General features: G+C 67.9%; 17 protein-coding genes and 1 pseudogene. 9 read left to right on the forward strand and 9 right to left on the reverse strand.

Annotation, left to right across the window (positions count from 1 at the left end; translation table 11 throughout):
* Positions 1 to 13: 13 nt before the first annotated feature.
* A complete protein-coding gene (locus tag EX20_RS25955) occupies positions 14 to 1,348 on the reverse strand; it encodes an NAD(P)/FAD-dependent oxidoreductase (RefSeq protein ID WP_034195208.1) in 1,335 nt (444 codons plus the stop codon).
* Between the two features lie 194 nt (positions 1,349 to 1,542).
* On the opposite strand from EX20_RS25955, the gene EX20_RS25960 reads away from it, so the two are divergent.
* The 4 genes from EX20_RS25960 (at position 1,543) to EX20_RS25975 (ending at position 4,859) form a co-directional block, all read left to right on the forward strand.
* On the forward strand, positions 1,543 to 2,190 hold the full coding sequence (locus EX20_RS25960; protein WP_034195209.1) for a hypothetical protein: 648 nt from the start codon (positions 1,543 to 1,545) through the stop codon (positions 2,188 to 2,190).
* A gap of 373 nt (positions 2,191 to 2,563) precedes the next feature.
* The gene (locus EX20_RS25965; protein ID WP_014725235.1) at positions 2,564 to 2,848 is read left to right on the forward strand and encodes a hypothetical protein; all 285 of its coding nucleotides are present in this window, start codon (positions 2,564 to 2,566) and stop codon (positions 2,846 to 2,848) included.
* Between the two features lie 518 nt (positions 2,849 to 3,366).
* Complete coding sequence (locus EX20_RS25970; RefSeq protein WP_011882454.1) at positions 3,367 to 4,272, forward strand: manganese catalase family protein; 906 nt, start codon at positions 3,367 to 3,369, stop codon at positions 4,270 to 4,272.
* A gap of 68 nt (positions 4,273 to 4,340) precedes the next feature.
* Positions 4,341 to 4,859, forward strand: coding sequence for a ferritin-like domain-containing protein (locus EX20_RS25975; protein WP_011882455.1), 519 nt, complete (start codon positions 4,341 to 4,343; stop codon positions 4,857 to 4,859).
* Between the two features lie 18 nt (positions 4,860 to 4,877).
* On the opposite strand, the gene EX20_RS25980 is transcribed toward EX20_RS25975, so the two are convergent.
* The 4 genes and pseudogenes from EX20_RS25980 to EX20_RS25995 all read right to left on the reverse strand — a co-directional run bounded on the left by EX20_RS25980 (position 4,878) and on the right by EX20_RS25995 (position 8,089).
* Positions 4,878 to 5,156 carry a hypothetical protein gene (locus EX20_RS25980; protein ID WP_034195210.1) on the reverse strand — a complete coding sequence of 93 codons (279 nt, stop codon included), beginning with the start codon at positions 5,154 to 5,156 and terminating at the stop codon, positions 4,878 to 4,880.
* Between the two features lie 96 nt (positions 5,157 to 5,252).
* Positions 5,253 to 6,875, reverse strand: coding sequence for a chaperonin GroEL (gene groL, locus EX20_RS25985; protein ID WP_034195211.1), 1,623 nt, complete (start codon positions 6,873 to 6,875; stop codon positions 5,253 to 5,255).
* Between the two features lie 80 nt (positions 6,876 to 6,955).
* Entirely contained in the window at positions 6,956 to 7,273 is a 318-nt protein-coding gene (locus EX20_RS25990) for a co-chaperone GroES (RefSeq protein ID WP_034195278.1), read from the reverse strand.
* A gap of 165 nt (positions 7,274 to 7,438) precedes the next feature.
* Positions 7,439 to 8,089: pseudogene (locus EX20_RS25995) on the reverse strand (diguanylate cyclase).
* 201 nt (positions 8,090 to 8,290) lie between these two features.
* Here EX20_RS25995 and EX20_RS26000 point away from each other — a divergent pair.
* Positions 8,291 to 8,620 carry a hypothetical protein gene (locus EX20_RS26000; RefSeq protein WP_034195213.1) on the forward strand — a complete coding sequence of 110 codons (330 nt, stop codon included), beginning with the start codon at positions 8,291 to 8,293 and terminating at the stop codon, positions 8,618 to 8,620.
* 104 nt (positions 8,621 to 8,724) lie between these two features.
* Here the strand turns inward: EX20_RS26000 and EX20_RS26005 are convergent, their stop codons facing one another.
* Together EX20_RS26005 and EX20_RS26010 are read right to left on the reverse strand one after the other, a co-directional pair.
* A complete protein-coding gene (locus EX20_RS26005; protein ID WP_034195214.1) occupies positions 8,725 to 9,006 on the reverse strand; it encodes a hypothetical protein in 282 nt (93 codons plus the stop codon).
* Between the two features lie 238 nt (positions 9,007 to 9,244).
* The gene (locus EX20_RS26010; protein WP_034195215.1) at positions 9,245 to 9,454 is read right to left on the reverse strand and encodes a hypothetical protein; all 210 of its coding nucleotides are present in this window, start codon (positions 9,452 to 9,454) and stop codon (positions 9,245 to 9,247) included.
* Positions 9,455 to 9,839: 385 nt separating this feature from the next.
* Between EX20_RS26010 and EX20_RS26015 the strand changes: the two genes are divergently transcribed.
* On the forward strand, positions 9,840 to 10,694 hold the full coding sequence (locus EX20_RS26015; protein WP_011882463.1) for a helix-turn-helix domain-containing protein: 855 nt from the start codon (positions 9,840 to 9,842) through the stop codon (positions 10,692 to 10,694).
* A gap of 111 nt (positions 10,695 to 10,805) precedes the next feature.
* Complete coding sequence (locus tag EX20_RS26020) at positions 10,806 to 12,473, forward strand: ATP-binding domain-containing protein (protein ID WP_034195216.1); 1,668 nt, start codon at positions 10,806 to 10,808, stop codon at positions 12,471 to 12,473.
* Between the two features lie 87 nt (positions 12,474 to 12,560).
* Here EX20_RS26020 and EX20_RS26025 read toward each other — a convergent pair whose 3' ends face one another.
* Positions 12,561 to 14,120 carry a methyl-accepting chemotaxis protein gene (locus EX20_RS26025; RefSeq protein WP_034195279.1) on the reverse strand — a complete coding sequence of 520 codons (1,560 nt, stop codon included), beginning with the start codon at positions 14,118 to 14,120 and terminating at the stop codon, positions 12,561 to 12,563.
* Positions 14,121 to 14,353: 233 nt separating this feature from the next.
* On the opposite strand from EX20_RS26025, the gene EX20_RS26030 reads away from it, so the two are divergent.
* Positions 14,354 to 15,868, forward strand: a complete 1,515-nt coding sequence (locus tag EX20_RS26030; RefSeq protein WP_034195217.1) for an MDR family MFS transporter — start codon at positions 14,354 to 14,356, stop codon at positions 15,866 to 15,868.
* Between the two features lie 358 nt (positions 15,869 to 16,226).
* Here EX20_RS26030 and EX20_RS26035 read toward each other — a convergent pair whose 3' ends face one another.
* On the reverse strand, positions 16,227 to 17,225 hold the full coding sequence (locus EX20_RS26035) for a quinone oxidoreductase family protein (protein ID WP_034195218.1): 999 nt from the start codon (positions 17,223 to 17,225) through the stop codon (positions 16,227 to 16,229).
* A gap of 125 nt (positions 17,226 to 17,350) precedes the next feature.
* Between EX20_RS26035 and EX20_RS26040 the strand changes: the two genes are divergently transcribed.
* Positions 17,351 to 18,222 (forward strand): LysR family transcriptional regulator (locus EX20_RS26040; RefSeq protein WP_231572299.1); only part of this gene is annotated, 872 nt, incomplete at its 3' end.

Genomic DNA, 18,222 nt, shown 5'->3' on the forward strand with positions numbered 1-18,222 from the left:
GCGCCCACGCGCGTCACAGCATGCTGCGCGGACGCACCATCGTTCCGTCGACGAACCGCCGCGCACGAAACGCGGACAGGTCCAGCGACGGCTCGCCCGTGTCGATCCATTCGGCGAGCAGCCGGCCGACGATCGGCCCCATCGCGAAGCCATGCCCGCAGAAGCCGGTCGCGATCGCGAGCCCCGACGGCGCCTCAGGCGCATCGATCACCGGAATCCCGTCGGGCAGCACGTCGATCAGGCCGCCCCACGCCTCGACGATCTGCGCGTCCTTCAGCGCGGGGAAGATCGCCTTCAGCTTCCCGAGCGCGCGCGGCGCATGCGCAGGATTCGGCTGCGGCTGCGGGTCGCGCGGCTCGATCGGCCCGATCGTGCCGCGGACCCGTGCGCTGAGGTCGCGCCACGCCGCCCCGTTCAGATGCAGCCGGAATTTCTCGCGGTGCGACCAGAATTCCGGCCAGAACAGGCTCAAGCCGCGCAGATGGCCCACGGTGAGATCGACGTCGACCTGCATGTCGTCCGCGAGATTGATCGCACCGTTGCGGCGTTGGCGGATCCCGAGGCCGTGCCCCCAGATCGTCGACGCCGACACGGCGGGCAGCACGTTGGTGCGCATGCAGGTGCCGCGCACGGCGTGCTGCGGCAGACGGATGCCGACGCCGTCGAGCAGCCGGAAGCTGGTCGCGCCGGCCGCACAGATCACGCGCCGCGTGCGGATCGTGCCGCGCTCGGTCGCGACGCCGACCACCGCGCCGCCGGCCGTCTCGATCGCCGTCACGCCGCAGCCTTCGAAGAAACGCGCGCCGGCTTCGGCCGCGCGCGCGGCGAAGGCGGCGGCCACGCGACGCGGCTCGGCCTGGCCGTCCGACGCCGTATATAGCCCGCCGAGCGTGCGCACGTGCGCGGAGAGTCCGCTCACGCGCCCGTCGATCTCCGCGCGTGTGACGGTGCGCGTATCGAGCCCGTGCTCGCGGGCGACGGCGAGCCACGCCTGGAACGACGCCCAGTCTTCTTCGTTGTCCGCCATGTACAGGCAGCCGCCCTGGCGCCACTCGAGGTCGAAGCCGAGCGTCTGCTCGAGCCCCTCCCAGATCCGCATGCCGGCCATCATCAACGGCACTTCGGCGGATTCGCGACCTTGCTGCCGCACGAAGCCCCATGCGCGCGTCGACTGCTGGCCGGCGATGCGCGACTTGTCGAGCACGACGGCCTTCAGTCCGCGCAGCGCCAAGTAGTAAGCGGCAGCGCAGCCCATGATGCCGGCGCCGGCGATCACCACGTCGGCTTCGGCCGGAAACGCCGCGTCGGCGCGGGTCAATGCATCGTGCAACGGATAAGTGGTCGTCATCGTTCTCGGTGGCGTGAGGTGTCCGGCCGCGCATCGCCATTCGCGATGGTCGCCGCCGAATCGGGCTGTCGAAGGTCGGATCGTGCGCGAACGCACGGCAAGGCATGCGAGCGGCCGTCCCCATTTTTTCGTCTTGACGGCGCTATGTTACCGCGCGTTAAACTGTATATCCATACAGTGTTTGTGCAGTGGCAATGATCCTCCCCCCATTCGATCCTCCGAAGCTGAACGACCTCACCGAATGGTGGACGAAGTGCACCTATGCGGACGTGCAGCGCCTGATACTGGAAGTCCAGCATCTGCGTCTGACGCTGTGGGAACTGAAGGCGCACGTCGCCGACGCATCGCGCCGGATTCGCGTGCTCGATCCCGACATGCTCGCGCACGGCTCCGCGCTGCGGCGGCTGACCTACCTGCTCGAAAAGGAAATCGAACGCGCCAATCCGATCGGCCGCTCGCGCGACGTCTATGCGCCGTTTTCAGACGAATGGCGTGCTCGCGAAGCGCTGCGCTGCGCATTGCGCGCGCAACCGGGGCCGGCGCAAGCCGGCGCACGCGTACGCACGATGCCGGCGTTCGAGCGCGTCACGTGGGCCGAACTGCGCGAACGCTGGCGCCGCTCGAGCGACCGGCAATCGAGCCACTACAGCCTCGAACAACGCATGGTGCTCGAGATCGCGCGACAGCGCGTGGTGATACTCGCGCGTGCGCGCAAACTGGTCGACGACGCGATCGACGAAGCCGCCGCCGACGGCAAGCAATTGTTCGCGCTCGATCAGCTCAGGCGGCTGCTGTCCGTCGAGCGCGAAGACGGCGAGCCGTTCACGTACTTGCCGTCCTGACGCGTTCGTCCCGTAGCGCGAGTTCGTACGGTGATGCATCCGCTCGCGGCCGCTACATCACCACGAAAATCGCGCACACGTCTGTTCGCCATCGCACGTTGCACGTGTCACAGCGACGTCACTCGCACGGCCATACCATCAATCACGCGCGGCGCACCGTATGTCGTCCTTGCCGCGGCCGGGAACGAAACGTGCTGCGCCACACCGCCTGCCGGGACTCATTTATTTTCTTTGACGAGATCGGCATAACCGGCGAATATTCGCGTCGATCCATCGGTTAGTACTTCTTCAAAACACAAAAAATACGCCGCTCTCCGAGCAAAACGAGGACTTACGTTGTTTCGCGAACTGATATCCGATCGAAGGGGAAGAAATGACGCCGCCGTCCCAGGATGTGAGCATCAGAAAACCCGCTTCCGTAGCGAAAGCCGCCGAGCCTTCGCCCACCTTCTGGAAGCCCGCGCCGCCGATCGACGTGCCTGCGCCGCAACCGGAGCAGCAGCCGATGCCCGATCTGCGCGATTTTTTCGCAGCCGCGGCACTGCAAGGACTGTTGTCGCGCGATGCCGGTCGCAACGTGTCGTCCATCGCCGACTATGAATCGAAGCGCGCCGTTACCGCCTATCGGCTCGCCGACGAAATGCTGAAGGCGCGATAAGCACGCAAGCCTGCGAAAACCGCGGGCTTGCCTTCCCACCGGCCGGCTGCCGTGCCCGGCCACACGCAACCCCGCATCGACTCTTCCAATAAAGCTGCTTCTGCCGCGCGTAAGCGAAATGACAAGCGCTTGAAAAATCCGCCGACGCTTGCACGCATCGCGAAAGCGCCGCTCGCGTCTCGTCTTCCCCGCATCGCGAAAGCGCCTCAAACGGCCACGAACTTTGCCGTAGCGGCACAAGCGTTTGCCGGCCCGCACAGGTCATTGCGCCGAACCGCACCGTCATCGTCCGATCGCTACGCGCATCACTACGACGCGTTCGCGCGGCGTCACGCGCCGCTCAGGCTCCGTTGAACCGCACCTACGTTCGCGAACACGCCGCTCGTCGCGCAGCGAGCGCAGACGCTCTGCGCGGCAACCGCTCGAGCGACGAACCGGCCGCTCGATCGACTGCGGGATCGCTTCCTGCTGTACGGCCATCGCGGATCTTCACGCGCAACCCACTTCATGGAGACTTCATGTTCATTCACAACACACGGCTTCAGTACACGGTGCGCGTCGATGCGCCCAATCCGGGGCTCGCGAACCTGCTGCTCGAACAGTTCGGCGGCCCGCAGGGCGAACTCGCCGCCGCGATGCGCTATTTCACGCAGGCGGTCACCGAGGAGGATCCGGGCCGCAAGGACATGCTGTTCGACATCGCCACCGAGGAGCTGAGCCACCTCGAAGTGATCGGCTCGCTGGTCGCGATGCTCAATCGCGGCGCGAAGGGCGAACTCGCCGAGGCCGTCGACGAGCAGGCCGAGCTGTACCGCAAGCTGCACGGCGCGGGCAACGACAGCCACGTGACGCAGCTGCTGTACGGCGCCGGCACGCCGCTCACCAATTCGGGCGGCGTGCCGTGGACGGCCGCGTACATCGACACGATCGGCGAGCCGACCGCCGACCTGCGCTCGAACATCGCGGCCGAAGCGCGCGCGAAAATCATCTACGAGCGGCTCATCAACGTGACCGACGATCCCGGCATCCGCGACGCGCTCGGCTTCCTGATGACGCGCGAGGTATCGCATCAGAAGTCGTTCGAGAAGGCGCTGTACGCGATCACCGCGAACTTCCCGCCGGGCAAGCTGCCGCCGGTCGAGCCCTACGACCGCGTGTACTTCCGCATGCAGCCGGACGCTGCCGCGCTGGTCGGCCCGTGGAATCACGGCGCCGGCCTGGAGATTCGTCCCGGCGAGCCTGCGGTCGACGGCGGCACCGGCATTGCGGAGGGCATGCTGGAACCGGAGCAGGCAGACGCGATCGACGCGATGTCGCAACGGCTGGCATCGGACCGCAACAGCGATCCGCTGACCGGCGCGGAGCTCGGCTCTGGCGCACCGACGCCGCAGCCGGGCGCGGCCGACGAACCCGATGACGCATGAACCATCACGCGACGGACGTGCGCTTGCGAGCGGAACGCCGCTTCACCCAATCGAACGGAGAGAACGCAATGACCACGGACACGACCGCAGCAGAGGAAAACCTGATGGACTGGCTGCGCGACGCGCACGCGATGGAAGAACAGGCTGAGACGATGCTCACGTCGATGGCCGGTCGGATCGACCACTATCCGGATCTGAAGCGGCGCATCGAGCAACACATCGAAGAAACGCGCGAGCAGGCACGCCTGATACGCGGCTGCATCGAACGGCGCGGCGGATCGGTGTCGACGATGAAGGACGTCGGCGCCAAGACGATGGCGTGGGTGCAGGGCCTCGCGGGCATGTTCGCCTCCGACGAGATCGTCAAGGGCGGCATGGCGAGCTACACCTTCGAGCATTTCGAAATCGCCGCGTATCGCAACCTGATCGAAGCGGCACGCTTCGTCGGCGACCGCGAGACGATGACGATCTGCGAGCGGATCCTGCCCGAGGAGCAGGCGATGGCCGCGTGGCTCGAACACAACATGGCGGGCGTCGTGCGCACCTATCTCGCCCGCGATGAGACCGACGCGCCCGCGAAACGCTGACGGCGCCGAGCCTCGCGATCACGCGCCCGCTGCGCCGGGCTCGGACTGGTCGGCCATCAGGTACTGAATGACGAGCGTCGGATCCGCGACGTCGAGAATCAGGCGACGCATCACGCGCTTGCGCATGTGCGCGTCGTCGAGGGTCCACGGGCCGGCCGCGTCGCCGAGGTAGCGGGCCACCGCATCGCGGTGGTCGCCGTCCGGCGGCAGGCCGAGCCGCGCGGCGAGCAGCCCCGCGACGACATCGTCGATCTCGATGTGCAGCGGCTTCGAATCGATCGACAGCTGAAGTTTCATGATCGGTCTCTGCAACATGAAAAAGACGGTGCGCGCGCCTATCGCGCGCACCGAACCGTGCCGCGCCGGCCAGCGGCGGCGCCAGTGTCGGCGCGTTCAGTAACCGAGCTCGGGGGACGGCGCGGCTTCAGCGCGTTCGTCCTTCGGTGCGTCGGCGACGGTCGCATCGGTCGTCAGCACGAGGCCGGCGATCGACGCCGCGTTCTGCAATGCGGTGCGCGTGACCTTGGTCGGATCGACGACGCCGGCCTCCACCAGATCGCCGTACTCGCCGGTCGCCGCGTTGTACCCGAAGTTGCCGCTGCCTTCCAGCACCTTCGCGATCACCACCGACGGTTCGTCGCCCGCGTTCGACGCGATCACGCGCAGCGGCGCTTCGAGCGCGCGCAGCACGATGCGGATGCCGGCATCCTGATCGCCGTTCGCGCCCTTCAGGTCCGTCAGCGCCGCGCGCGCACGCAGCAGCGCGACGCCGCCGCCCGGCACGATGCCCTCCTCGACCGCCGCGCGCGTCGCATGCAGCGCATCGTCGACGCGGTCCTTCTTCTCCTTCATCTCGACTTCGGTGACCGCGCCGACCTTGATCACGGCGACGCCGCCCGCGAGCTTCGCGACACGCTCCTGCAGCTTCTCGCGATCGTAGTCGCTCGTCGCTTCGTCGATCTGCACGCGGATCGACTTCACGCGCGCGTCGATACGCGCGGCGTCGCCGGCGCCGTCGATGATGATCGTGTCGTCCTTGCGCACCTCGACGCGTTTCGCGCTACCGAGATCGTCGAGCGTCGCCTTGTCGAGCTGCTTGCCGGTTTCCTCCGAGATCACCGTCGCGCCGGTCAGGATCGCGATGTCCTCGAGCATCGCCTTGCGCCGGTCGCCGAAGCCCGGCGCCTTGACCGCGGCCACCTTCAGGATGCCGCGCATCGCGTTCACGACGAGCGTCGCGAGCGCTTCGGCTTCGACGTCTTCGGCGACGATCAGCAGCGGCTTGCCGGACTTCGACGCCGCTTCGAGGATCGGCAGCAGGTCGCGAATGTTCGAGATCTTCTTGTCGTGCAGCAGGATCAGCGCGTCGTCGAGATACGCGGCCTGCTTCTCCGGATCGTTGATGAAGTACGGGCTGATGTAGCCGCGATCGAACTGCATGCCTTCGACGACGTCGAGTTCGTTGTCGAGCGACTTGCCGTCCTCCACCGTGATCACGCCTTCCTTGCCGACCTTCTCCATCGCGTCCGCGATGATCTTGCCGATCGCGTCGTCCGCGTTCGCGGAAATGGCGCCGACCTGCGCGATCTCCTTGTGCGTCGAGATCGGCCGCGACAGTGTGCGCAGCTCATCGAGCACCGCGCCGACGGCCTTGTCGATGCCGCGTTTCAGGTCCATCGGGTTCATGCCGGCCGCGACGTGCTTCATCCCTTCCTGCACGATCGCCTGGGCGAGCACGGTGGCGGTCGTCGTGCCGTCGCCGGCCACGTCGGCCGTCTTCGACGCGACCTGCTTGACGATCTGCGCGCCCATGTTCTCGAAGCGGTCCTTCAGCTCGATTTCCTTCGCGACCGACACGCCGTCCTTCGTGATGACGGGCGCGCCGAAGCTGCGTTCGATCACCACGTTGCGGCCCTTCGGGCCGAGCGTCACCTTCACCGCGTCGGCGAGGACATTCACGCCCTTGACGATCTGGCTACGCGCACCGTCGCGGAATTTCACGTCTTTTGCAGTCATTTCGTTGCTCCGGGTAAAGTCGTTGAACGGAATGCCGCGCTCGCCGGCCGCCTGCCGGCGCGGCGCGGACGCATCGCGCTTCAGGCCGCCTTGCGGGCAGCCGGCGATGCCGGTTCGAGCACGCCCATCACGTCCTCTTCGCGCATGACGAGCAGTTCCTCGCCGTCCACCTTGACGGTCTGGCCTGCATATTTGCCGAATAGAACCCGGTCGCCGACCTTGAGCTGCAACGGCTGCTGCGAGCCGTCCTGCAGCAGCCGGCCGCTGCCGACTGCAATGACTTCGCCCTGTTCGGGCTTTTCCGCGGCGGAATCGGGAATGACGATGCCCGACGCCGTCGTCCGCTGCTGTTCGATTCGTTTGACGATAACCCGGTCGTAGAGGGGACGAATCTGCATTTTCATCTCCTGAGCGATGAGATCACCTGAATAAGGGAATCCGGCAGCGCAGCCACCGGCGAAAACCGCGATGCGCTGTCGTGCCGTCGATCGGCGAAAAGCGAAATAGTGGCGAGCGAACGCGCTTCAAGACCCGCGCGCACGATGCGTTTGTAACAAAATGTTTCAACGGATCAGGATGCGGCGCACCTCGCCCAGCCGGTAGCGAACAGGCGCCGCGCGCTGCAGCGACGGCCGCTATGGCCGCGGCAAGATCGGGCACGGCGGCTGTCGGCCGCCGTCCGCATCGAGTGTGTCGTCGGGTTCGTCGAGCGTGCGCCAGAGGCCGCCCTTGACCGGACGGAACATCCAGCGTGCGTAGCCTTTGCGCGCGGCCACTTGCATCAGCGCGTCGCGCTCCGGCGCGCCGTCGACCAGATGATGCTCGACGCACGCGCCGGCACCGTAATCGCCGTAGTCGCCGAACGCCTGGCGACACGCGAGCGCTTCGCCGGCCGACGCGCCGAGCGTATTGCACGCGCGCCGCTCGACGCGCTCGAGCTCCCATGCGCCCAACCGCCATGCCGCATCGAGCAGCATCGCCTCGACGGATTCGAGCGCCGGCCCCGGGCGCTCGAACTGGATCGCGCTGCCGGGCACCGGGCGCGGCGGCACGTCGATGCCGGGCAGCGCGAGCGGCGTTTCGCGCAGCAAGCCATGCCAGTGCAGGATCGCGATCAACGGCGTGTCGGCACGTGCGGCGGCGGTCACGGTCACGGCATAGAGCGGCAGTCGAACGGCGTCGATCTGCTCGTTCACGATGTCGAAAAGGTCCATGAAACCTCCCATTCTTTCGAAAGCGGCCGGCCCCTTGAAATTCGCAACGCGTGACCTATTTTAGGTGTCGCTCGACGCAGTCGCGGTTCTCGCGCTGCGTGCTTCGATGGGTTATCGGCCAGGCAGGCAACGGCACGGTAGCGCACCGGTTCGTCGCGCATCGGGTTGCCGCCAGGCGATGCTTTGACACGAGAGACGAACATGCTGAGTCCACACGAATTTGCGACCTTGATGCTGATCCGTCATTCTCCGGATCAACTGGACAACGGCCGTGCCGAAATCGACACGCTGCTCGCACGCCAATTGATCATGCTAGAACATCGCGCCGACGGCGATCGGCGCGCGCATCTGACGCCGCGCGGGCTCGCGATGCTCGACGCGTTCGGCGCGAGTGGCGCCCGCCGCCGCCGCACGAGCGGTCGTCCGCCCGCGCTCGCGCACGACCGCAACGAGCCATACGCGCAGTGCGGTCAATGGTTCGGCGCGACGGCCGCCGATGCCGGCAGCGCGCAGCCGCAGACGCAGACCTGATAGTCGCGGCAATGCTCGCCGTATGCGGTGCCGCATACGGCGATGCGCGTGAATCGTGGAAGGAGTCTCCGGCGGCAAACGCCACCATTCGGGCGCGACCCGAATCAGTGGCTATGGCGCGTGCGGTTGCGGTTTCCGCTCGCGCGGTCGAACGGCTGCAATCTGGCGAGTTGCTCGACCGACATCGTGACGACTTCGAGAACATGCCGCGCGATCTGCTCGTCGGTCATCCCGGCGCTCAAGTACCGTTCGATGCTGATCGTGCGCGGCGGATAGCTTCCCGATTCGTCGTCGACGATGTGGATCCTGGCGGTTCGCCGCTCGGGTGAGAGCACGACCTGGACGGTCCTGCCGTGAACGATGGTCTGCATGCACAAGGCTGACATTGACGGTCTCCCGTTGCGTGTCGTTCTACCAATCATCGGCCGATACCGGCGATTCATCCGATCAATCTACAAATTTACGTCGCCATTCGCAACCATATGGAATGAATCAAGGCGATCGCGTGATACGGCGGGCGCGCGTCGGTGACGCACGTGGCACGCCTGGCATGGCTGGCTTCGTTGAACGCGTTCGGCTGTCAGGAGAGCGTACTGCCCGAGGGTTCCGCAACCCGTCGGCGCGCTATGCGTAGCGGCTTAACCATTCTTCCGAGAATTTCTTCGCGTAGGCGACGGCTTCGGCTTCGGTGTCGAATTCGCCCAGCTTGCGGAATGCGGCCTCGCGGCTGAAACCCAGCTTCGTCACCTCGACTTGCGCGGCATATTTGCCGTTCTCGGTCACGCGCGGCTCGCAGTTCATCTCATACCCGCGCATCACAAACTTTTTCTGCATCGCTTCGATCTGTTTTGAGACGAGCGAAATCGTAGCATGGCGTGCGGCTCGTGCACGCAGCGCCCGGCAACTGTAACTTCATCGGTTGCGCTAGAGGATTTCATCGAAAAAGGGCCGCATGCTGCGCCGCTGCGCGCCGAGGCCTACGCGGCGCACCCGGGCCCGGCGCCGACCGTTATGCATGCCCCGAAGCGGTGCGCATCGCGTAACGTCGTGACACACCTTTCACAGAAACCCATCTTTTCGGCCACGGAATGGCCGCAGTTTTGCGGTAAAGTTATCGTTTCCGCGCGTGGCCGGTCGGCTCGCCCCTGGACGTCCTCAAGACTGTCCGCCGAGACTGCCGCAAGGCGTCGTTCTGAACGTCACGATCCGTTCCCGTAGCATGACCACTGAAGCAATCACCACGGATTCCCTCGCGGTTGCCGAGCGCGTGCGCGAGTTGATGACCCGCAACGGCATCGGCAAGCGCCAGCAGACCACCGAGCTGTGCCGCATCCTCGACCTGAGTTTTTCGCAGGGTCACCGCAAACTGCGCGGCAGCAGCCCCTGGACGCTCTCGCAGATCAAGAAAGTCGCCGAAGCCTATGGCGAGCCCGCCGCCCAACTGTTCGGCGCGCAAACGCTCGACCCCGGCATGGTCGGCGCCTGTTCACAGGAAGCCGTGCTCTATGCGGGCGTCGCCGAAATTCCATGCACCGCGTGGATCGGCGCGCCGCTCGAAGCGGGCGCCCGCCCCGAATTCGTCGCCTACGAACAGAACGGCCGCTGGCGCGTGCTGCGCCACACCGGCGTGCTGTATCAAAACGCGTACGACGTGCACAAGATCGAGATATATCCGCGCCGCGCCGAAAGCGACAAGCTGATCGTCGCGGTGATCGATCCCGACCGCGTCAGCGCGACCGAACTGTGCCGCTATCTCGAACGGCAAGGCTTCGCCACCGCCGCGTTCGACGGCCTCGCGCCGTTCGTCGACGCGCTGCAGGGCCAGGCGTTCGATGCGGTCGTCACCGAATGGCGGTTCGACGACGGCACGGCCGCCACCGCGATCAAGGCGGTGCGCACGTCCGACAATCCAGGCGCCCCGATCTTCGTGCTGACCGGCGACCTGCTGACCGGTCGCGCGAGCGAAGCGGACATCAGCGAAGTGATCCGCGCGTTCGACGTCGTCTGCTACGAAAAGCCCGCGCGCATGGCGATTCTCAGCGCCGATCTCGCGAAGCGGCTGGCCCGCAGTTGAGCGCCGGCCTGCGCTGACGGGCAGCCGGCGCAGGCCGCTCGGCGGTGGCGCACGGGTTCGTCAGTACAATGGCCGGATTCCGTTCACGACCGGCCTTCGCCGCCCGACTTCATGGCCCGCCTGATTCCCGACGACTGGAAAAGCCTTGCCGCCACCGGCGCGGCCGAACGCGAGCGCGAGACGCTCGCCGCGCTCGAACACGCGCTGCCGGACACCTACACCGTCTATCACGGCGTCCACTGGACGCGCGCCGACCAGGGCTTCTCGGTGTTCGGCGAAGCGGCCTTCGTGGTCGTCAGCGCAGCGGGCCGCGTGCTGCTGATCGAGCAGAAGGCAGGCTTCCTGCGCGAAACGCCGAAGGGCCTCGTCAAGGTCTACCTGCAGAAGGAGCGCAACGTCCCGATCCAGCTCGCGTGCACGCAGGAAACGCTGCACCGGCGGCTGACGGCCGCGCTCGGCGCGGGCGTCTACGGCGTCGATGCGCTGCTGTACTGCCCCGACTACGCGATCCGCGACACGGCGATCGCCGGCGTCCCGGCGGACCGCATCGTCGATGCCTCGCGCAAGGCGCAGCTCGCGCAGGTCATCCAGCAGATTCTCCCCGACGACGACGCGCCGTTGCCGAACGCCGCGAAGCTGCATCACTTCTTCGCGGACGAGCTCGCGCTCACACCCGATACCAGCGCGCTCGTCGGCCAGGCCGGCACGCTGGTCACGCGGCTGTCGGGCGGGCTCGCCGCATGGGCGCGCCAGCTCGAGTTCACGCCGTTCCGATTGCGCGTGACGGGCACGGCCGGTTCGGGCAAGACCCAGCTCGCGGTGCAGGCGATGCGCGACGCGCTCGCGGCCGGCAAGCGCGTGCTCTACGTGTGCTTCAACCGGCCGCTCGCCGACTACATCGCACGCATCGCGCCGCCCGGCGCGACGATCGCGAACTACCATCAGCTGTGCGACTGGGTCGCCCGCGACGGCGGCTATACGCCCGACTTCGACGCGCCCGGCGCGTTCGAACGGCTCGAGGCGCGCTTCGCCGAAACGCCCGTGACGGAGCGCTGGCGCTTCGACGTGCTGATCGTCGACGAAGGTCAGGATTTCCACGCGCCATGGGCGACGGCCCTCGAGCGCCTGCTCGCGCCGAACGGCGCCTGGTGGTGGCTGGAAGATCCGCTGCAGAACCTGTATCTGCGCGAGCCCGTCGCGCTGCCGGGCTGGGTCACGCTGAAGGCGTTGACCAACTATCGCAGCCCGCGCGACCTGCTCGAATTCGTGCGCGACGTCGTCGGCCGGGTGGAGCCACTCGCGGCCGAGCTGCGCTCCGGCAGCCCGTTCGACGGTTCCGATCCGGCCGTGTCGTCATACGGGGAAGCCGGCGCGTCCGACGACGCGCTCGCCGACGCGTGCATCGACGCGACCAAGCGCGCGATCACGCACGCGCTGTCGCTCGGCTTTCGCAAGCAGGACATCGCCGTGCTGTCGTATCGCGGCCGCGAGAGCTCGGTGCTGGCGCGGCTCGACCAGCTCGGCCCGCACCGGCTGAAACGGTTCACGGGGAAGTACGACCTGTTCGGCAACCCTGAATACCGCGAAGGCGACGTGCTCCTCGATTCGATCTACCGGTTCAAGGGGCAATCGGCGCCCTGCGTGATCCTCACCGAGGTCGACTTCGACACGCTCGATGCGCGCGCGGCCCGCAAGCTGTTCGTCGGCGCGACCCGCGCGACGATGAAGCTGCTGCTCGTCGCGTCGGCGCGCGCGGCTGCGCAACTGCCGGCCGCTTGACGCACGGCTGCCCCGGCGACCCCGGCGACGCCAACAACGGCACGCCGGCAGCCGCGCCGGCCGCTGCATGCGCCGGCGCCCGATGCGTCACGCGACCCGGAACGTCCCCACCGCCCGACGCAGACCTTCCGCCTGCTCTTCGAGCGACGCCGCGGCGGCCGCGGCCTGCTCGACCAGCGCCGCGTTCTGCTGCGACACCTCGTCCATCTGCGACACCGCGCGGTTCACCTGCTCGATGCCGTCGCGCTGCTCGTTCGACGCTGCCGCGATCTCGGTCATGATGCCGGTCACGCGGCCGATCGCCTGCTGGATGTCCTGCATCGTCGCACCGGCCACGCCGACCAGTTTCGAGCCCGTCGAGACGCGCTCGACCGACTCGCCGATCAGCGTGCGGATTTCCTTCGCGGCCGACGCCGAGCGCTGCGCGAGCGTGCGCACCTCGCCCGCGACCACGGCGAAGCCGCGGCCCTGCTCGCCCGCCCGCGCGGCTTCGACCGCCGCGTTCAGCGCGAGAATGTTGGTCTGGAACGCAATGCCTTCGATGGTGCCGATGATGTCGGCGACCTTCTGCGAGCTCTGGTCGATCTCGTTCATCGTGCCGATCACCTCGCCGACGACCGTCGCGCCGCGCGTCGCGATCTCGCTCGCGTTGTCCGCACATGCCTGCGCCTCGACCGCGTGATCGGCGTTCTGCTTCACGGTGGCCGTCAGTTGTTCCATGCTCGCGGCCGTCTGCTGCAACGCCGACGCCTGCTCCTCGGTGCGCTGCGACAGGTCCGTGTTGCCGGCCGCGATCTGGTGCGTGGCGGTCGAGATCGATTCGGAGCCGCGGCTGACCTGGCGCACCGTATCGGCGAGACTACGCTGCATCCCCGTCACGCCCTTGACCAGCTCGGCCATCTCGTCGCGCGACGACCAGTGCAGCTCGGCCGTCAGATCGCCGTCCGACAGGCGGCGGAAATGCGCGAGCAGCCGGTTCACCGGCTGCGTGATCGCGAAATGCAGCCCGACCGCGCAGCCGAAGCAGGCGGCCAGCCCGAACGCGATGCCGGCGAGCGCGCCGATGCGCATCCAGCCGTAATAGGTCTGCGCGGTGTCGTAGACGTCCTTGCCGCGCGCCGCCTGGTATGCGTCCAGCGCATCGGTCGCCTGCGCGAGCGCGACCGACAGCGGCGGCGCGACCGTCATCAGCAGCCGGTCGGCGTCGTCGCGGCGGCCGCCGCGCATCGCGTCGATCATCGGCTTCAGCGCCTGCCCGATCAGCGCCTGGCGGGCGGCGTCGAGCCGGCTCGCGAGCGGAGCTTCGTCGCCGTCGTGCGGCATCGCCGCGTAGGTGCGCCACGCCGCGTCGGCTTTCGCGAGATAACCTTCGGCCTTGCCGACGAGCTCGGGCACCTCGGGCGCGTCCGGGTGCATGAGCGCGCGGTCGAGCGTGGTGCGCACGATCGTCAGGTTCAGGTTCGCCGCGGACAGCGCCGTCTTCGCGACCAGCTGACGCGTATAGGCCTCGTCGAGCGCGCGGTTCGAACTCTGCATCCCGGCAAGGCCGATCAGGCCCGACACGACGAGCAGCACGGCCACCAGGCCGAGCGTGGAAAAGATCCGCGTACGGATCGAAAAGCGGGAAAACAGGGCGTTCAGGTTCATCATGTCGGGAGTGAGCGATGAAAAATGCCGCGGCAATCGGACCGCGGCATTCTTTATTACGGTTTCCCTGCAAAAAACTTGAGTGCGAAGTGTGCTTGCACACTGATCTCGGTCAATTCATCTGACCTGAAATCTCCCGTTACCGCTGCCACAATTCGAGCCACGACGATCATTGATCGGACAACGGAATACGCCTATATTTCGACCGATTCACTGCCAAGGCAGATATTTCAATGGAAACCAATACTCTCGTTGCTGTCCCGCCCACCGCCGCGGCCGGCCGCGACGCGCCGAGCGGGCCGATCGTCGCCGCGCTGCTGCTCGTCATGCTGCTGTCCGCGCTCGACCAGACGATCGTGTCGACCGCACTGCCGACCATCGTCGGCGAGCTCGGCGGCCTCGACCGGCTGTCGTGGGTCGTCACCGCGTACCTGCTGTCGTCGACGGTCGTGCTGCCGCTGTACGGCAAGCTCGGCGACCTCTACGGCCGCAAAGTCGTGCTGCAGGCCGCGATCGCGCTGTTCCTCGCAGGCTCCGCGCTATGCGGCATCGCGCAGGACATGCCGCAGCTGATCGTGCTGCGCGCGCTGCAAGGGCTCGGCGGCGGCGGGCTGATGGTCGTCACGATGGCGGCGATCGGCGACCTGGCGCCGCCCGATCGCCGTGCGCGCTACCAGGGGATGTTCGGCGGCGTCTACGGCCTCGCCACCATCGTCGGGCCGCTGCTCGGCGGCTTCCTCGTCGAGCACCTGTCGTGGCGCTGGATCTTCACGATCAACCTGCCGCTCGGCGCGCTCGCGCTCGCGGTGATCGGCGTCGCGTTCCGCCCGCAGGCGGCGCCCGTCAAGCACCGGATCGACTACATGGGCGCCGCGTTCCTCGCGACGGCGCTCACCTGCGTGATCCTGTTCACCAGCGAAGGCGGTTCGCTGCTGCCGTGGTCGTCGCCGCAACTGTGGCTGACGCTCGTGCTCGGCGCGGTCGCGATCGGCGGCTTCGTCTACGAGGAGCGGCTCGCGGCCGAGCCGATCATGCCGCTCGAGTTGTTCCGTCAGCGCACCTTCGTGCTGATGAGCCTGATCGGCTTTGTCGTCGGCATCGCGCTGTTCGGCTCCGTCACGTTCATTCCGCTCTATCTGCAGGTCGTCAAGGGCTCGACGCCGTCGCAGGCCGGCTTGCAGCTGCTGCCGATGATGGGCGGGATGCTGACGATGTCGGTGGCGAGCGGCCGGCTGATCGCGCGGTTCGGCACCTATCGGCCGTTTCCGATCGCCGGAACGCTGCTCGGCGGTGTCGCGATGGCGCTGCTGTCGACGCTGTCGCTCGACACGTCGCTGCATACGATCTACGCGTACATGGCGCTGCTCGGCATCGGGCTCGGCATGGTGATGCCGGTGCTGACGCTCGCCGTGCAGAACGCCGTCGAATTCCAGCACATGGGCGTCGCGACCTCCGGTGCGACGCTGTTCCGCTCGATCGGCGGCTCGCTCGGCGTGGCCGCGTTCGGCGCGCTGTTCTCGCACGGGCTGCAGTCGCGGCTCGAGCAAGCGCTGCCGGCCAACGTGACGCTGCCGGCCGCGCTCGGGCCGACGGCCGTCCAGCAGTTGCCGGCCGCGGTGCGCGACGCGTACCTGCATGCGTTCGCCGGCTCGCTGCACGGTGTGTACCTCGCGGCGACGGGCGTGATCGCGATCGCGTTCGTGCTCGCGTGGTTCGTCGAGCGCGCGCCGCTGCGGACGCGGCGTTGAATTGGCGGTGGCGGCGCGCGAGGCGGCAGCGCTGTCGGCCGGGCGCAGTCGCGCGAGGCGGGAAAGTGCGCGAGGCGGCAGCACCACGCCGCTGGTCGTCTGCCTCGATTCGAGCAAGCAGTGCGCGTCGGCGGCTTGGTCGAGCGGTAACCGCGCCTGCCGCGCTCACGGCATCAGGGCCATGCCGCCGGTCGTCTGCTGCATTTCGAGCAAGCGGTGCGCGGCGGCGGCCTGGTCGAGCGGCAGTCGCGCCGCACGCGCTCACGGCAGCATCACTACGCCGTCGGTCGTCTGCTTCGATTCGAGCAAGCGATGCGCGGCGGCGGCCTGCTCGAGCGGCAGCCCTGCCCGCCCGCGCTCACGGCAGCAGCACCACGCCGCCGGTCGTCTGCCTCGATTCAAGCAGGCGGTGCGCATCGGCAGCCTGTTCTAGCGGCAGCCGCGCGCCGACCTCCACGTGCATCCCGCGCGCGAACCACTCGAGCGTCGCGTGCGCCGCGTCCCGATAGCCGGCCACGTCGCGCGCGATGAAGCCCAGCACGCTCGGCCGCGCCAATGCGATCGAGCGCGCCGGGCCGAGCTCGTCGAGATCGATCGTCTGTCGCGCGCCGATCGCGGCCACCTGCCCGATGCTCGCCACCATCCCGAACGGGCGGATGGCGCCGAGCGTGCGGGTCAGCACGTCGCCGCCGATCCCGTCGATCGCGTAGTCGACGCCCGCGCCGCCGCCGAATGCGCGGGCGGCCGCGACGAAATCCTCGTCACGGTAATCGACCACCGCCTGCGCGCCATGCGCGCGCACCAGCGCGGCCTTGGCCGCCGAGCCGACCGTGCCGATCACGCGCGCGCCGAGCGCGTGCGCCCACTGCGTCGCCAGCAGGCCGACGCCGCCCGCTGCCGCGTGGACGAGCACGCTATCGCCGGCCGCCACCTGCCGCACGCGGTGCAACAGCATGTAGACGGTGATCCCCTTCAACAGGCCGCCGGCCACCGTTTCGTCGCTCACGCCGTCTGGCACCGGCACCACGCGCTCGGCGGGCAGCGTGCGCAGGCTCGCGTAGCTGCCGGTCGGCAACCCCGCATAGGCGACCCGCTGGCCGGCGACGACGGCGTCCACGCCCGGCCCGACCGCGTCCACCACGCCGACGGCCTCGACGCCCAGCGCAGCCGGCAGCGCCGGCAACGGATGCGCGCCCGTCCTGAAATAGATGTCGACGAAATTCACGCCGACGGCGGTCTGGCGAATCCGCACTTCGCCGGGGCCAGGCGGCGCGACGGGCGCATCGACGCGGCGCAGCGCACCGGCGTCGCCGTAGCGGTCGATTCCGATGCGGATCGCGGTTTCAGTTCGGGTCATGGCATTCCTCGCGTTCGTATGAAGTGACGCGATCATCCCATCGTGCATAATCGAGCGGAATTCTCGTTTTTCACCCATCCACTGTGCAAAATTCGACCGATCTGCCAACCGGTTCCGAGCCGGCGATGAGCTGGGACGATCTGCGTTACTTCCTCGCGGTGATGCGCGGCGGCAGCTTGTCCGCCGCCGCACGCGCGCTGCAGGTCCAGCATTCGACGGTCGCGCGGCGCATCGACGCGCTGGAGTCGGCGCTGGGCATCCGGCTGTTCGACCGGCTGCCGCGCGGCTGGCCGCCGACCGACGAAGGTCTGCATCTGGCCGAGCATGCGGCGCGCGTCGAGGCCGACGTGCATGCGTTCGCGCGCGCCGCGCAGGGCGCGGCGACGCTCGACGGCGTCGTGCGCGTGTCGGCGTCGCCGGTGTTCGCGAGTCATTTCCTCGCACCGCGGCTCGCCCGCGCGCAGCGCGCGTGGCCGGCGCTACGGATCGACCTGATCGGCGACATGCATGCGGCCAACCTGTACGCGCGCGAAGCCGACCTCGCGGTGCGCCTGTCGCGGCCGAGCGAGCCGGGCCTGGCCGCCCGCCGGCTCGGCACGATGCGCTTCGCGCTGTGCGCGTCGCCCGACTGGGCCGCCGCGCCGCCCGATACGTGGGCGTTCGTCGGTTACGACGACGCGCTCGCGCAAATGCCGCAGCAGCAGTGGCTCGAACGCTTCGCGGACGGGCGCCGTTTCGCTTTCATCTCGAACGATCTCGCCGCGCTGCATCGCGCGTGTGTGGCGGGCGCGGGCATCGCGCTGCTGCCGCGGTTTCTCGTCGATTTGCCGGGGATGGAGGCGGGTTCGGTCGCTTCGGGCATTTTGGGTGCGCCTGGCACTTTGATCACTTCGACTGCGCCGCCCGCCTCGACCACTTCGAGCGCATCGAGCGCATCGAGCGCATCGGGTGCATCGGGTGCTTCGGGTGCTTCGGGTGCTTCGGGTGCTTCGGGTGC

The organism is Burkholderia sp. WP42 (assembly GCF_000745665.1).
GTDB classification, from domain to species: domain Bacteria; phylum Pseudomonadota; class Gammaproteobacteria; order Burkholderiales; family Burkholderiaceae; genus Burkholderia; species Burkholderia vietnamiensis.